The organism is Nonomuraea roseoviolacea subsp. carminata, assembly GCF_024172185.1.
GTDB classification, from domain to species: Bacteria; Actinomycetota; Actinomycetes; order Streptosporangiales; family Streptosporangiaceae; genus Nonomuraea; species Nonomuraea roseoviolacea.
Map to the genome: position 1 here is coordinate 6,641,188 of NZ_JAMZEC010000001.1, position 13,922 is coordinate 6,655,109.

Below are 13,922 nucleotides of genomic sequence, written 5' to 3' on the forward strand. Positions count from 1 at the left end.
GACGCGTACAGGTGTCTGGCAGGTGTTGCCCTTATCGCGGGGGAGGTCCGTGCCTATGGTGGCGATGTGAAGGTCGCAGGGAGCGCCGTGATCGGCGTCGAGAGAGATCGGGTGTGGGCCGCGCTGCGGGACCCGGCGGTGCTGGTACGCACCATCCCGGGCTGCGAGCGGCTGGAGGAGAGCGGGCCCGACACGTACCGGATGACGGTGAACGCGGGCGTGGCCTCGGTGCGGGGCGTCTACCAGGGCGAGGTGGCGCTCGCCGACCCGCTCGCGCCGGAGAGCTTCGTGCTGCGGGCGCGCGGGCAGGGCGCGCCGGGGACGGTCGACGCCACGGTGCAGGTACGGCTCAGCGAGGTGGACGGGGGCACCCGGGTCGACTACGACGCCGACGCCGTGGTGGGCGGCATGATCGGCGGGGTAGGGCAGCGCATGCTGGGCTCGGTGGCGCGCCGCACGGCGGGGGAGTTCTTCTCGGCGGTGGACCGGCTCCTGCGCGGTCCCGCCGAGGTGTCCGCCGCCGAGCCGTCCGCCGCGGAGGTGCCCGTCGCGCGGGTGCCGGTGGGGACGGTCGCCGCCGGAGGATCGTCCGTGGCCGGGCCGTCCGCCGGAGGATCGTCCGTGGCCGGGCCGTCCGCCGGAGAGTCGTTCGCCGCCGAGCCGGCGACGGCGGTCACCGGGCGGCCGGCCGTCTACGAGCGGCCTGTGGGGGAGCGCCCCGCCGGGGCCCGCACGGAGACGCGGCCGTGGGTGATGCTGGCCTCGTTCGGGACGGGCGCCGGGGTGGCGCTGGCGGGCGTCGCGATCGGCTGGCTCCTCGCCCGCTCGGGCCGCCGCCTCCACTGACCCGGCGACGGGCGCGCGGGGACGAGCGCGGAAAAGGCGGGCGCGAGAAAGGTGCGCGTGGGAAAGGCAAGCATGGGGAAAGGCGGGCACGAGGAAGGCGGGCGCGGAGGGAAATGCGGGCCTGCGGGGAAAGGCGGGCGCGGGGACACGGAAGGCGGACACGGGGAAGGCAGGGCGGGAAACGGAAGGCGGGGGCCTGCGGGTATGGGGGTTTCGGCTCTCGCGGAAAAGGATCTCCGGGCGTAGCGTGGCGGTATGCGGCAGGCACATGCTGAAGACGCGAGGACCGAGGCCAGGAGAGTCGTACGCAACCTGTTGGGCGCGGAGCGCCCCACGGCCGAGGCGCTGGTCGCCGAGGCCCGCGCCGAGCTCGGTGACGAGCGCACCGGCCGCTGTCTCGACCTGGCGCTGGGCGCCGGCCTGACGAGACGCTCGGCCGAGCTGGCCGCCGTCGCCGCGCTGCTGGTCGGCACGCGTGACCTGGGCGCGCAGTGGTGGGGACGGCCGCGCGGCGGCAAGCTCCCGGCGCCGGACGAGGTGCTCGGCACGGCCGTGGCGATCGAGCCGTGGACCGATCTGACCGCCCTGGAGATGCTGGCCGCGTGGATCGCGGACGACGCCGCCGACGCGCTGTGGGGCCCGCCCGTCGCCGAGGTGGACCTGAACTCGTGGCAGGCCGAGGACCGCTTCGACCTGCCCGGCGGGGTGCGGCCGGGGGACCGGCTGGTCGTGCACTTCGACGCCGGCGGGCGGCTGGACGCGGTGGTCACGCGCCGGCCCGACGACGAGCTGGGCTCCAACCTCGACTTCCAGTCGCTGCGCTACTCCCGTCCCGCCGAGGCGCAGTGGAGCTGGGGCGTGGCCGCCGGCCTAGGCCCGCACCGGCTGCCCGGCGAGGACCCCGACCCGTACGCCCGCGAGGTCGACGCGGACGCGGCCCAGATCCTGCGCGACTGGGCCGTGCGGCACGGCGCCACGCTGGAGCAGGCGGGCGAGCCGTGGCGGACGGTCGGCGACGTGGTGGCGGCCATCGAGCGGGCCGACTGGATGTGGCGCAGCGGCGAGTGGTTCGGCTGGTGGCGCGGGGCGTCGGCGCTGGTGGACGACTCGGCGTACCTGCCGTTCCGGCTGGAGGAACTGGCCTCCGGCTGAGCTGCGGCTGAGCTCGGGCTGGGCTTCGGCCGGGGGGCCGGAATGACCGCGGTCGCGGGGCGGTTGGCGATGTGCATGAAGGTGGAAATATTCTCCGACGTCGTCTGCCCGTGGTGCTACATCGGCCACACCCGCTTCGCCCGCGCGGCCGAGCGCTTCCGTGCCCGCGGTGGCACGCTGGAGATCACGATGCGGCCGTTCCAGCTCAACCCGGACGCCCCCGCCGAGGGCGAGCCGCTGCTCGACGCGCTGGCGCGCAAGTTCGGCCCGAACGCGGCCCAGATGACCGGCCGCGTCACCGAGGCGGCCGCCGGCGACGGCCTGGAGCTGCGCTTCGACCACGCGGTCAGCGCCAACACCTTCGAGGCGCACCGGCTGGTCGAGCTGGCCACCCGCCAGGGCCGCGGCGAGGAGATGGCCGAGCTGCTGTTCCGCGCCCACTTCACCGACGGGCTGAACGTCGGCGACCCCGAGGTGCTCGCCAAGCTGGCCGCCGAGGCCGGGGTGCGCGACACCGGCGAGGGCGCCGACGAGGTGCGCGAGCAGCTCTCCCGGGCCGCGGCGCTCGGGATCAGCGGGGTCCCTCTCTTCCTGTTCGAGGGCCAGTTCGCGGTGTCGGGCGCCCAGCCGGAGGAGACGTTCGACGCCGCCATCGCCGAGGTGGTCGAGCGGATCGGGCAGACCCCCCTCACGCTGCTGGCCGCCCCCGCGGACGGCTGCGACGACGGCTCCTGCGCCGTCTGACAGGCCCCGAGGATCAGGCGGTGCCCTCGCCCAGCAGGCCGGAGCGGTGGTGGCGGCGGCAGAGCACCTGGTAGCGGACCGGCGAGCGGTCCGTGTCGCCGATCACCACCTGCTCGCCCGTCCGCACCAGCTCGCCGCCCACGATCCGCCCGTTGAGCAGGCCCGGCCGCCCGCACCAGCACAGCACCTCGACCTGGAGCCGGCACACCTCGTCGGCCAGCTCGAACAGCCGCTGCGCCGCCGGGAACATCACCGACCGGAAGTCCGAGGCCAGCCCGAACGCGTACACGTCCACGCCGTGGTCGTCCACCAGGTCGGCGAGCTGCTCGATCTGCGCGACCGTGTAGAAGCACGCCTCGTCGCAGATGACATAGTCGACGGGGTCGTGCGCGGTGACCAGCGCGACGAGGTCCAGGGAGTCCTCGACCTCGATCGCCTCCAGGCCGAGCCCTATCCTGCTGGTGACCTGGGGCCCGCCGGACCGGTCGTGCTTGGTGAGCACGAGGCCGCGCCTGCCCTGGCGGCTGTGGTTGTAGTTCATCTGCAGGGCCAGCGTGGACTTCCCGCAGTCCATGGGTCCGAAGAAGAACTTGAGCACCGCGTCGCGGGCACCAGGAGGAACGGGGGACAAGGCAGACAGGTCGGTCACGGGGTGCCACCTTAGCGGGCTTGGCGTGTTCCCTGACCTCATGGGAGATTTCTCCCCTGAACCTCAGGAGGAAGCGTGGTCGCAGACAGGGGCCGGTCGGCGTGGGGGCGGCATGCGTGACGTGCGCATCGGCGTCGACACCGGCGGGACCTTCACCGACGTCGTGGCGGTGGACGAGGGCACCGGTGAGATCGTCACCACCAAGACGCCCTCCACGCCGGCCAACCCGGCCGACGGCTTCGTCACGGGCGTGCGCAAGCTGGGCGAGCTGGACGTGACCTCGGTGGTCCACGGCACCACGGTGGCCACCAACCAGCTCCTGGAGGAGCGCGTCGAGGGGCTCGGGTTCGTCACGACCGAGGGCTTCGAGTTCGTCCTGGAGATCGGCCGGCAGAGCGTCCCCGACGGCTACGGCAACTCCTACTTCTGGGTCAAGCCGCCGCGCATCGTCCCCGTCCACCTGGTGCGCACCGTCGGCGGGCGGCTCGACCACACCGGCGCCGAGGTCCGCCCGTTCGCCGAGGACCAGGCCGTCGAGGCGGCCCGCTGGTTCCGCTCCCGCGGCGTCACCGCGATCGGCGTCTGCTTCCTGCACTCCTACGCCAACCCGGAGCACGAGCGGCGCATGCGCGACGTGCTGGCTCGCGAGCATCCCGACGCGGTCGTGTCGATCTCCAGCGACGTGCTGCGCGAGTACCGCGAGTACGAGCGGTCGGTCACCACCCTGGTGGACGCCGCGGTCAAGCCGGTCATGCGCCGCTACATCGCCGACCTGTCGCAGCGCCTCGGCATGCCGTTCTCGGTGATGAAGTCGAACGGCGGCGTGCTGTCGGCCCGCGAGGTCGTCAACCAGCCGATCAGCACCGTGCTGTCGGGGCCGGCCGCGGGCGCGCTCGGCGCCGCGATGCTGGCCGCCAACGCCGGGCACCCGTCGGTGATCACGCTGGACGGCGGCGGCACCTCCACGGACGTCGCCGTGGTGATCGACGGCGAGCCGTCCGTCACCACCGAGGGCACGGTCGGCCGCTTCCCGGTCAAGATCCCGATGATCGACATCGTGACCGTCGGCGCGGGCGGCGGCTCGATCGCGTGGATCTCGCCCGAGGGCACGCTGAAGGTCGGCCCCCGCTCGGCCGGCGCCGACCCCGGGCCGCTCTGCTACGGACGGGGCGGCACCGAGGTGACGGTCACCGACGCGCACGTCTTCCTCGGCCGCATCCCGCCGCACCTGCTCGGCGGCGAGATCCCGCTGGACGTGGACGCGGCGCGGGCCGGCGTCGAGGCCCTGGCCGGCAAGCTCGGCCTCAGCCCTGAGCGCACCGCGACGGGCATCCTGGAGATCAGCGCCTTCAACCAGAGCAACGCGATCCGGCAGATCACGGTCAAGCGCGGGCTGGACGTGCGCGACTTCCCGCTCGTGACGTTCGGCGGGTCGGGCCCGCTGCTGGCGTGCCGGCTCATCGACATCCTGGGCCTGCCCGCCGTGGTCGTGCCGCCGGAGCCGGGCAACGTCTCCGCGTTCGGGCTGCTCACGGTGGACGTCAAGAACGACTACGTGCGCACGCACGTGACCCGCGACCTGTCGCTCCAGGCCGCGGCGCGGATCTTCGGCGAGCTGGAGGGCGAGGCGGCCGAGGCCCTGGAGCGCGAGGGGTTCGACGAGCCGGTCCACGCCCGCAGCGCCGACCTGCGCTACTACGGCCAGGCGTACGAGGTGCGCGTCCCGGCGCCGCCGGGGCCGATCGACGAGGCGTGGCGCGCGCAGGTGGTCGAGCGCTTCCACGACGCCCACGAGCGCCTGTACGGCTACGCCTACCGCGACGACCCGCGCCAGGGCGTCGAGTGGGTCAACCTGCGGGTGTCCGGCATCGGGCCGATCGCCCGGCCGCCGATCCGGCGCCGGCCGTACCCGCGGACCGAGGCGGTGAGCGCGACGCGGAAGGTGCGTTTCGAGGAGGAGCACGACACGCCGATCCTCCAGCGGGCCGCGCTGGAGAGCGGGGCCGTGGTCGAGGGCCCGGCGGTGATCGAGGAGTACGGCTCGACCATTCCCGTCCATCCGGGGTTCACCGCGACGGTGGACGCGTACGGCAACGTGGAGGTGCGGCGTGGCTGACCCGATCCTCGTCGAGATCGTCGAGGGCACGCTGGCGTCGGTGGAGAGGGAGGTCGAGACCGCGATCGCCCGGACCGCCCGCTCGCCGATGATCCGCGACGCCCACGACTTCCGCGCGGGCATCCACGACGCGCGGCTGCGCAAGCTGACCGGGCGCTCCTACAGCGCGCTCGTCCAGCCGGTCGTGCGGGACTTCCCGGTCGAGACGATGCGGCCCGGCGACGTCTACTTCCACAACGACGTCTACCTGTCCGAGGGCGGCATCGGCCACCTGCCCGACCTGTGCGTGACGGTCCCGGTCTTCCACGAGGACGAGGTGGTGGCGTTCGTGCAGGCGTTCGGCCACCACGACGACATCGGCGGCTCCGTGCCCGGCTCGATGCCCTCCCACGCGCGCAGCGTGTACGAGGAGGGGCTCATGGTCCCGCCGATCAAGCTGCGCGACCAGGGCGTGCCGAACGAGGCCGCGTTGCGCATCATGACCCGCAACTCGCGCATGCCCGACTCGCTGGCCGGCGACCTCGACGCCGAGTGCTCGGCCTGCCTCATGGGCGCGCGCCGCCTGGGCGAGCTGTTCGACCGGTACGGCCGGGCCGCCGTCGAGGAGTGCTTCGACGCGATCATCGACAAGACGACCGAGACGTTCCGCCGGGAGCTGCTGTCGAAGATCCCCGAGGGCGTGTACGTGTGGGAGGACTACGCCGAGCACGACGGCGTGGACGAGCCGCGCCTGCACACCCAGCGGATCACGCTCACCGTGGACCACGCCGCCCGGTCCCCGCTGACGATCGACTTCACCGGGACGTCGCCGCAGGCCAAGGGGCCGATCAACCACGCGGGCGACTACGCCGACGGCGTCTTCCTCAAGAAGTGGCTGGCCCCGGTGCTGCGCAACCTCGCCGACACGCCGGAGCGGATGGCCGAGCTGGACGTCAACGAGGGCGTCGTCCCCCTCATCACGATGATCTTCCCGGAGAAGGGCACGCTGCTCACGCCGGTGTTCCCGGCCCCGACCAACGCCCGCACGTTCGTCATCCTGCGCCTGCTCGGCGTGCTGGCCGGGGTGCTGGCCAAGGCCACCGGGGGCCGCATGCCGGCCGACCAGGAGACGATCCGCTACACCGGCGTGCACGGCCTGGACGCCGACGGCGCGCCGTACCTCATGCGCGAGGTGCTGGGCGGCGGCTCCGGCGGGCGCTGGTACGCCGACGGGGAGGACACCATCCACGTGGTGCCCGACTCGCGCAACATCCCCGTCGAGTTCGCCGAGGCGCGCTGGCCGTTCCGGGTCGAGCGGCTGGCGCTGGCCTGCGACTCGGGCGGCCCGGGCCTGTTCCGGGGCGGGCTCGGCTACGACAAGCACATCCGGATGCTGCGCGACGCCTCGTACATGTCGGTCGCCGACCGGTCGATCCTGTCGTGCTGGGGCGTCAACGGCGGGCTGGCCGGGCGGCCGTTCCGGGTGGAGATCGCCGGCAGGGAGATGGACGGCCTGGTGGACGACCACCCGGTGCAGGCGGGCGAGGTGATCCGCATCCGCACGACGGGGGGCGGCGGCTGGGGCTCGCCGTACGACCGCGACCCGAGGGCGGTGGCGGCGGACGTGCGCGACGGCAAGGTGTCGATCGCCGGCGCGCTCGGCGACTACGGTGTGGTGCTGGACGGCGACCGCATCGACGAGGAGGGCACGGCACAGTTGCGCGCGAACCTGCGGCCTCCGGCGGGCCGTTTCTTCGACCGGGGTCCCGGCTACGCGCGGCTGTCCGGGGGCCGCACCCACGCGGAGGTGGACGACCTGTGACCGGCGCCGACGGTTCGACGATCCGGCAGATCACCACCAAGGTCGTCTACTCCAACCCGTGGATGACGGTCCGCGAGGACGAGGTGGAGCGGCCCGACGGCTCGCGCGGCCTGTACGCCTACATCGACAAGCCGGACTTCGTGCTGGTCATGCCGTGGGAGAACGGCGGCTTCCACCTGGTGGAGGAGTACCGCTACCCGGTGCGCCGGCGCACGTGGAGCTTCCCGCAGGGCTCGGCGCAGGCGAGCACGCTGGAGGAGGAGGCCCGGCTGGAGCTGGCGGAGGAGACGGGGCTGCGCGCCGCGCACTGGCGCTGGCTCGGCGCGCTGGACAACGCCCACGGGGTGGCCACCCAGCGGATGCACGCGTACCTGGCGACGGGTCTCGAAGCGGGGCCGCCGCGCCGGGAGCACACCGAGCAGGACATGCGCCAGCGGTGGGTGAGCCGGGCGGAGTTCGAGAAGATGGTGCGGGCGGGCGAGGTCACCGACTCGGGGTCGGTGGCGGCGTACACGCTGCTGCTGATGAGCGGCGGGCTCCCCGACTCCTGATCTACTTTGTAAAGGCGCCCGGCCGGGCGCCGCTCAGGTGCGGTGGACGAGGTCGGCGCGCTCGCGGGTGCCGTCCTCGGCGAACCACGCCTCCTCGGCCTTGAACCAGGCGTGCCACGCCTGCTCCAGGCCGGGCCCGTCGCGATGGAGCACCCGCCGCAGCCGCACGTCCGGCGGCGCCTCGACCCAGACGGTGAACGCGGTGAGCGGGGCGGCGGAGCGGCGCGCGGTGCCGACGCCCTCGATCACGAGCACGGGGGCGACGGGCACGGGGACGGTCTCGGCGTAGGCGCCGCGCGTCCAGTCGTAGCGGCGGTAGGCGCCGGGCCGCCCGGCGGCCAGCGGGCGCAGCACGCTCTCCTCCAGGGCGGCGAACCAGGGGCCGGGCCCCTCCTCCCACGGCACGGGGAAGTCGTCGCTGTGGACGACCTGGCAGTCGAGCGCGGCGGCGAGCCGTCCGGCGTAGGTGGTCTTGCCGGACCCGGCGGGGCCGTCGACGGCGACCAGCCGGACCGGCCCGCACGACGGTTCGAGCGCCCGGATGCGGCGGGCCAGGGATTGCACGCACCCAGGGTAGGTGACGTGGGGCGGATGGGGGGAGAATGACGGTTCACCCCCGGAACGCGTGCTGGAGGATGACGTGCTCGGACCGCTCGACGACATCGTGGTCCTGGACCTGTCCAGGGCCCTGGCGGGTCCGCACGCGGCGCAGATGCTGGGGGACCTGGGCGCCAAGGTGATCAAGGTCGAGCATCCGGAGGGCGGGGACGAGTCGCGGCACTGGGGCCCGCCCTTCGTCGGCCCTGATCACGATATTTCGACCTATTTCCTGGCGGCGAACCGGAACAAGGAGTCCATCACCGTCGACCTGAAGTCGGCCGAGGGCAGGCGGCTCGTCGAGCGGCTCGTCCGGCAGAGCGACGTGCTGGTGGAGAACTTCCGCACCGGCGTGCTGGACCGGCTCGGCCTCCCGGTCGAGCGGCTGCACGAGCTGAACCCGCGCCTGGTCATCCTGTCGATCACCGGGTTCGGCCACGACGGGCCGGAGGGCGGCCGGCCGGGCTACGACCAGATCGCCCAGGGCGAGGCGGGCCTGATGTCGCTGACGGGCCCCTCGCCGGACGAGCCGTACCGGGTGGGCGCGTCGATCGCCGACCTGCTGGCCGGCATCCACGGCGCGTACGGCGTGGCGGCGGCCCTGTACGAGCGGCGGCGGACCGGCCGGGGCCGGGTGGTGCGCACGTCGCTGCTGGCGGCGGTGACCGGGGTGCACTCCTACCACGGCACGGCGTGGACGGTCGGCGGCACGGTGCCGGCGGCGGGCGGCAACCACCACGCCACCATCACCCCGTACGGCTCGTTCCGCTGCGCCGACGGCATGCTGCAGATCGCGGCGGCGAACGAGGGCCAGTGGCGCAAGGTGGCCGCGCTGCTGGGCATCGACCCGGAGCAGCCGCGTTACGCCTCCAACCGCGAGCGGCGGGCGCACCGCGACGAGCTGGTGGCGGACATGGAGCGGGCGCTGGCCGCCCACGACCGGGGGCACTGGCTGGCGCGGCTGGCCGAGGCGGGGGTGCCGGCGGGGGCGATCAGGTCGCTGGACGAGGTCTACACCTGGGACCAGACCCGTTCGCAGGGTCTGGTGGTGGAGGTGGAGCATCCGGTGCTGGGCCGGATCGAGCTGCCGGGGCCGCCGCTGCGCTTCGAGTGGCCGGCGTCCGGTGGGCCGGAGCAGGCGGAACGCGGCGAAGCGCGGCACTCGGCGCCGCCGCTGCTGGGCGAGGACGGCGCGGCGGTGCTCGCCTGGCTCGAAGATCGCGAGAGATGACGGCCGCGCCGGGGCACCGGCCGGCCCGTTCGTGCGTCAACATTGCAGCAGTGCTTGACACGAAGGAGCCATGGTGAGCCGTCCGGACGCGCGCACGCTGATCGACACGGTCCTGGACAAGGGGTCGTGGACGTCGTGGGACGTGCCGCCGGCCGATCCGGCCGCCCCGGGGTCGTCCTACGCCGAGGAGCTGGCCGCCGCGCGGGCCAAGTCGGGCTACGACGAGTCGGTGATCACCGGTGAGGGGCTGCTGGACGGGCGGCGGGTCGCGGTGGTGGCCAGCGAGTTCTCGTTCATGGCGGGCTCGATCGGGGTGGCGGCGGCCGAGCGGATCACCGCGGCGGTGGAGCGGGCGGCGCGGGAGCGGCTGCCGCTGCTGGCGGCGCCGGCCTCGGGCGGCACGCGGATGCAGGAGGGCGCGGTCGCGTTCGTGCAGATGGTGAAGATCACCGCGGCGGTGCAGGCGCACCGGGCGGCGGGGCTGCCGCACGTGGTGTATCTGCGGCATCCGACGACGGGCGGGGTGTTCGCGTCGTGGGGGTCGCTGGGGCACGTGACGGCGGCCGAGCCGGGGGCGCTGATCGGGTTTCTCGGGCCGAGGGTGTTCGAGGCGCTGCACGGCTATCCGTTCCCGGAGGGCGTGCAGCTCGCGGAGAACCTGTTCCGGCACGGCCTGGTGGACGCCGTGGTGCCGGCGGAGGAGGCGCGGGAGCTGGCGGCGCGGGCGTTGTCGGTGCTGTGCGCCGACACGTCGGGGCTGCGGCCGGGGGAGCCGCCGGAGGAGGACCTGCGTCCGGTGGAGGCGTGGGAGGCGATCAGCCGGTCGCGCCGGGACGACCGGCCGGGGGTGCGGTCGTTGCTGAAGCTGGCGGCGCGGGACGTGACGCCGTTGAACGGCACGGGCGCGGGGGAGAACGACCCGGGGTTGCTGCTGGCGCTGGCCCGGTTCGGCGGCGCGCCGGCGGTGGTGCTGGGGCAGGACCGGCGCAGCCAGCGTTCCAGCGCGCCGCTCGGCCCGGCGGGGCTGCGGATCGCGCGGCGCGGCATGCGGCTGGCGGCGGAGCTGGGGCTGCCGCTGGTGACGGTGATCGACACGGCGGGGGCGGCGCTGTCGAAGGCGGCCGAGGAGGGCGGGCTGGCGGGGGAGATCGCCCGGTGCCTGGCGGACATGGTGTCGCTGGACGCGCCGACGGTGTGCCTGCTGCTGGGGGAGGGGGCGGGGGGAGCGGCGCTGGCGCTGCTGCCCGCCGACCGGGTCCTGTGCGCGCAGCACGCGTGGCTGTCGCCGCTGCCGCCGGAGGGCGCCTCGGCGATCCTGTACCGGTCGGTGGACTTCGCGCCGGAGATCGCGCAGGCGCAGGGGGTGCGGGCGACGGACCTGCGCCGGGCGGGGATCGTGGACCGGGTGATCCCGGAGCGGCCGGACGCGGCCTACGAGCATCGGGCGTTCTGCGAGCGGGTGGGGCGGGCGCTGGAGCACGAGATCGCCGGGCTGCTGACGCAGCCGGTGGAGGGCCGGCTGGCGACCCGGCTGGCGCGCTACCGCAACCTGGGCCTCTGATACGGCCCGCGTCCCCGGTCGGGTGGCCGGGGGCGCGGGGTGAGCGGCTGCGCGCGGGTCGGGGCGGGCCCGGACGCGCGAAGGCGCGGGCGGTCAGGGGACGGGGATGCGTTCCACGCGGATGGAGAAGACCTCCTCGCGGGGCACCACGACCTCGTAGGCGCCGTGGTCGACCATCCAGTAGCCGAGGGCCTCGGCCTTCATGCCGCTGTGGCCGAGGTAGGCGATGTGCAGGCCGTCGTCGTCCTCGTCGAGCACGACGCAGGGCTCGCCGCCGAACGCGCCGACGGTGCGGATGAGGACGAGCCATTCCAGCTCGTCGCGGCGCACCTCGCGCCGCCAGTAGCCGGAGGCCGCCTCGAAGCCGTCGAGTTCGTCCTCGCTGAACAGGACGACCTGGTCGCTTTCGGGGCCGAGGGCGGCGGGGAGGGTGTGCTCGCCGAAGCGGGCGATGAACCCGGACGCCACGGGGGTGAGTTCGTCGTTCATGCGGCGGGCCGCCAGGTGAGGCCGTCGTAGGCGGCGAACGGGTGTTCGCCGTCGTCGGTGAGGTGCACGATCTCGGCGCCGGCCGGGATCGGCATGGGAATGGTGTGGAACTGCGGCACCACGTGCTGGGTGGAGGTGGTGAACCCGTTGCCGGCGAACGGCGGCACGTCACTCCAGTCGCCGCCCATGTGCGGGCCGTACGGGACGACGTAGGTGTCGACGTCTCGCGCGTGCCACCGCATCACGTACAGCTCGGGCACGTCGGCGGTGAGCTCGGACCCGTCGAAGGACAGGTCGAGCCCGAGGTAGAGGTCGCGGGGCGTGGTCAGCCGCGCGCAGTCCTGCACGCGGTAGACGTACCCGGAGATCACCGTGCGCTTGCCCGACAGATAGGGGACGAGCAGACGCGGCGGGACCACCTTCTGCATGTGCGTTCTGCTCACCCGTTCATTTTACGATCTGTTGACCCCCAGAACGCGATGTTCGAGGCAGGGGAGTGTGGCGCGGGCCGCGGCGGTGGTCTCGGGGTCGATGGTGACGAGCTGGACGCCGGGGGCGGTGCCGAGGTCGGCGCGGGCGACGCCGAGCGGGTCGACGAGCATGCTGCGGCCGACGCCGAACCCGTCGCTCGACTCGGCGGGGTTGGGCGCCTGGCCGACGGCGACGGTCCACATGGTGTTCTCCAGGGCGCGGGCGCGGACCAGGGTGACCCAGTGGTCCTCCTTGAGCGGGCCCGAGCCCCAGGCGGCGATGACGGCGAACAGATCGGCGCCGCGGTCGACCAGCGCCCTGGTCAGCTCGGGGAAGCGCAGGTCGTAGCAGGTGACCAGGCCGACGCGCAGCCCGGCCAGCTCGGTGACGACCGGTTCGGAGCCGGGGGCGACGAGTTCGGACTCGCGGGCGCCGAAGGAGTCGAACAGGTGGATCTTGCGGTAGGCGGCCGTGAGGCGGCCGTCGGCGTCGAGCGCCACGGCGGTGTTGTGGACGCGGCCGTCGGCGCCGCCGGGCTCGAACACCCCGGCGATCACGGCGGTGCGGTGCTCGCGGGCGGCCTCGGCCAGGCCGGTGACGAACGGCCCGTCGAGCGGTTCGGCCAGCTCGGTGATGCGCCTGCCGTAGCGGGTGAGCGTGGCCTCCGGGAAGACGGCCAGGTCGGCGCCCTCGGCGCGGGCCAGCGCCTCGCGCGCCCGCTTGAGGTTGGCTCCCGGGTCAGGGGAGACGGGGATCTGGCACAGCGCGATGGTGGTCACGGCCCGACTCTAACCCGTTGGGCACCCGTTGGAACCAGGTCAGGCACCGCCAGGCCCACTCCAGCGGGCCGTACCGGTGGCGGGTCAGCCACCAGCGGCTGAACAGCGCCTGGGCGGCGACGGTGAGCGCGGCGACGGCGACGACCGACCAGCGGGTGCGGTCGGCGTGGACCAGGGGAGCGGTGAGGACGACGACGGCGGTGCCGGTGAGGTAGTTGGTGAGCGCCATCCGGCCGAGCGGCTCCAGCACGCCGGACAGGCGCGCGCCGGGGCGGGTGCGCAGGAGAAGGAGGAGGCCGGTGGAGAGGGCGGCGGCGCCGGTGAGCGCGGCGACGGTGTAGACGGTCCAGACGCGGGGGTCTCGGGGGGTGGTCCAGCTCTTGCTGGTCGCCCAGGCCAGGACGAGCAGCGCGGAGGCGAGGGCGCTGACCGCGAAGAACGGCGGCAGGAGCCGCGCGGGCGGCCGGAGCTGCATGAGGGCCATGCCGAGCACGAACATGCCGGGGATGAGCAGGACGCCGCCGCCCGCCCAGACGCCCCAGACGGTCACCCCCGCGGCGAGCAGCAGAAAGGGAGGCCCGGCGGACAGGAACGAGGCGGGCAGCAGTAACGCCAGGCCGTAGAAGGCGTAGTCGGTCAGCACCTCGCCCTCGTAGAAGGCGTGCTGGGCGAGGCCGAAGCAGAACAGCCAGAGCAGGCGGGCCACCAGCCTCAGCCGGCCGGCGCGCCGGAGGAAGAGCACGACGCTCATGCCGAACAGCAGCGAGAAGATCGGATAGAACCGGCTCTGGAACAGGGCCTCGATCGTGCTGTCGATCCCGGTGCGCGGCTTGTGGGGGGCGTGCTGCCAGGTGTTGACGAGCATGATCCCGGCCACCGCGAAGCCGCGGAGTGCGTCGAGGGCGCGGATGCGGGGGGTCACGGCGGCCAGGACA

The 13,922-nt window shown here is 73.9% G+C and carries 14 protein-coding genes; 8 read left to right on the plus strand and 6 right to left on the minus strand.

What is annotated here, in order from left to right; genetic code table 11:
* The first annotated feature begins 66 nt into the window (after positions 1–66).
* The 3 genes from HD595_RS30685 (at position 67) to HD595_RS30695 (ending at position 2,742) form a co-directional block, all read left to right on the plus strand.
* Complete coding sequence (locus tag HD595_RS30685; protein ID WP_253775057.1) at positions 67–846, plus strand: SRPBCC family protein; 780 nt, start codon at positions 67–69, stop codon at positions 844–846.
* Positions 847–1,101: 255 nt separating this feature from the next.
* Complete coding sequence (locus tag HD595_RS30690; RefSeq protein WP_253775059.1) at positions 1,102–1,998, plus strand: hypothetical protein; 897 nt, start codon at positions 1,102–1,104, stop codon at positions 1,996–1,998.
* Between the two features lie 75 nt (positions 1,999–2,073).
* On the plus strand, positions 2,074–2,742 hold the full coding sequence (locus tag HD595_RS30695; RefSeq protein ID WP_253775061.1) for a DsbA family oxidoreductase: 669 nt from the start codon (positions 2,074–2,076) through the stop codon (positions 2,740–2,742).
* A 13-nt stretch (positions 2,743–2,755) separates the two neighbouring features.
* Here the strand turns inward: HD595_RS30695 and HD595_RS30700 are convergent, their stop codons facing one another.
* Positions 2,756–3,391: a thymidine kinase gene (locus HD595_RS30700; protein ID WP_253775063.1), complete on the minus strand. Its 636-nt coding sequence runs from the start codon at positions 3,389–3,391 to the stop codon at positions 2,756–2,758.
* A 112-nt stretch (positions 3,392–3,503) separates the two neighbouring features.
* Here HD595_RS30700 and HD595_RS30705 point away from each other — a divergent pair, with 112 nt between their 5' ends.
* From HD595_RS30705 to HD595_RS30715, 3 genes are read left to right on the plus strand one after another with little or no spacing between them, the layout of a single operon-like run.
* Complete coding sequence (locus HD595_RS30705) at positions 3,504–5,507, plus strand: hydantoinase/oxoprolinase family protein (RefSeq protein ID WP_253775065.1); 2,004 nt, start codon at positions 3,504–3,506, stop codon at positions 5,505–5,507.
* A complete protein-coding gene (locus tag HD595_RS30710) occupies positions 5,500–7,308 on the plus strand; it encodes a hydantoinase B/oxoprolinase family protein (protein WP_253775067.1) in 1,809 nt (602 codons plus the stop codon). Before HD595_RS30705 ends, HD595_RS30710 begins: the two co-directional genes overlap by 8 nt.
* Positions 7,305–7,859, plus strand: coding sequence for an NUDIX domain-containing protein (locus HD595_RS30715; RefSeq protein WP_253775069.1), 555 nt, complete (start codon positions 7,305–7,307; stop codon positions 7,857–7,859). The genes HD595_RS30710 and HD595_RS30715 overlap by 4 nt, the downstream gene beginning before the upstream one ends.
* Before the next feature lie 33 nt (positions 7,860–7,892).
* Here HD595_RS30715 and HD595_RS30720 read toward each other — a convergent pair whose 3' ends face one another.
* Positions 7,893–8,423 (minus strand): uridine kinase family protein, encoded by a 531-nt coding sequence (locus HD595_RS30720; RefSeq protein ID WP_253775071.1) that lies wholly within the window; start codon positions 8,421–8,423, stop codon positions 7,893–7,895.
* Positions 8,424–8,484: 61 nt separating this feature from the next.
* On the opposite strand from HD595_RS30720, the gene HD595_RS30725 reads away from it, so the two are divergent.
* Positions 8,485–9,687 (plus strand): CaiB/BaiF CoA transferase family protein, encoded by a 1,203-nt coding sequence (locus tag HD595_RS30725; RefSeq protein ID WP_420540725.1) that lies wholly within the window; start codon positions 8,485–8,487, stop codon positions 9,685–9,687.
* A gap of 70 nt (positions 9,688–9,757) precedes the next feature.
* The gene (locus HD595_RS30730; RefSeq protein ID WP_253775073.1) at positions 9,758–11,248 is read left to right on the plus strand and encodes an acetyl-CoA carboxylase carboxyltransferase subunit alpha/beta; all 1,491 of its coding nucleotides are present in this window, start codon (positions 9,758–9,760) and stop codon (positions 11,246–11,248) included.
* 93 nt (positions 11,249–11,341) lie between these two features.
* Here HD595_RS30730 and HD595_RS30735 read toward each other — a convergent pair whose 3' ends face one another.
* Genes HD595_RS30735 through HD595_RS46915 form a run of 4 tightly spaced genes read right to left on the minus strand, consistent with a single transcriptional unit; the run spans position 11,342 to position 13,909 of the window.
* Positions 11,342–11,737, minus strand: a complete 396-nt coding sequence (locus tag HD595_RS30735; protein WP_175603752.1) for a hypothetical protein — start codon at positions 11,735–11,737, stop codon at positions 11,342–11,344.
* A complete protein-coding gene (locus tag HD595_RS30740; protein WP_253775075.1) occupies positions 11,734–12,180 on the minus strand; it encodes a hypothetical protein in 447 nt (148 codons plus the stop codon). The genes HD595_RS30735 and HD595_RS30740 overlap by 4 nt, the downstream gene beginning before the upstream one ends.
* A gap of 9 nt (positions 12,181–12,189) precedes the next feature.
* On the minus strand, positions 12,190–12,987 hold the full coding sequence (locus tag HD595_RS30745) for a carbon-nitrogen hydrolase family protein (RefSeq protein WP_253775077.1): 798 nt from the start codon (positions 12,985–12,987) through the stop codon (positions 12,190–12,192).
* Complete coding sequence (locus HD595_RS46915; protein WP_253775079.1) at positions 12,947–13,909, minus strand: DUF418 domain-containing protein; 963 nt, start codon at positions 13,907–13,909, stop codon at positions 12,947–12,949. The genes HD595_RS30745 and HD595_RS46915 overlap by 41 nt, the downstream gene beginning before the upstream one ends.
* Positions 13,910–13,922 lie beyond the last annotated feature (13 nt).

Bases quoted from the DNA above. Each gene is read 5' to 3' on its own strand.
- HD595_RS30690 (WP_253775059.1), top strand. From the start codon at position 1,102: ATGCGGCAGGCACATGCTGAAGACGCGAGGACCGAGGCCAGGAGAGTC.
- HD595_RS30735 (WP_175603752.1), bottom strand. From the start codon at position 11,737: ATGAACGACGAACTCACCCCCGTGGCGTCCGGGTTCATCGCCCGCTTC.
- HD595_RS30695 (WP_253775061.1), top strand. From the start codon at position 2,074: ATGAAGGTGGAAATATTCTCCGACGTCGTCTGCCCGTGGTGCTACATC.
- HD595_RS30730 (WP_253775073.1), top strand. From the start codon at position 9,758: ATGGTGAGCCGTCCGGACGCGCGCACGCTGATCGACACGGTCCTGGAC.
- HD595_RS30705 (WP_253775065.1), top strand. From the start codon at position 3,504: ATGCGTGACGTGCGCATCGGCGTCGACACCGGCGGGACCTTCACCGAC.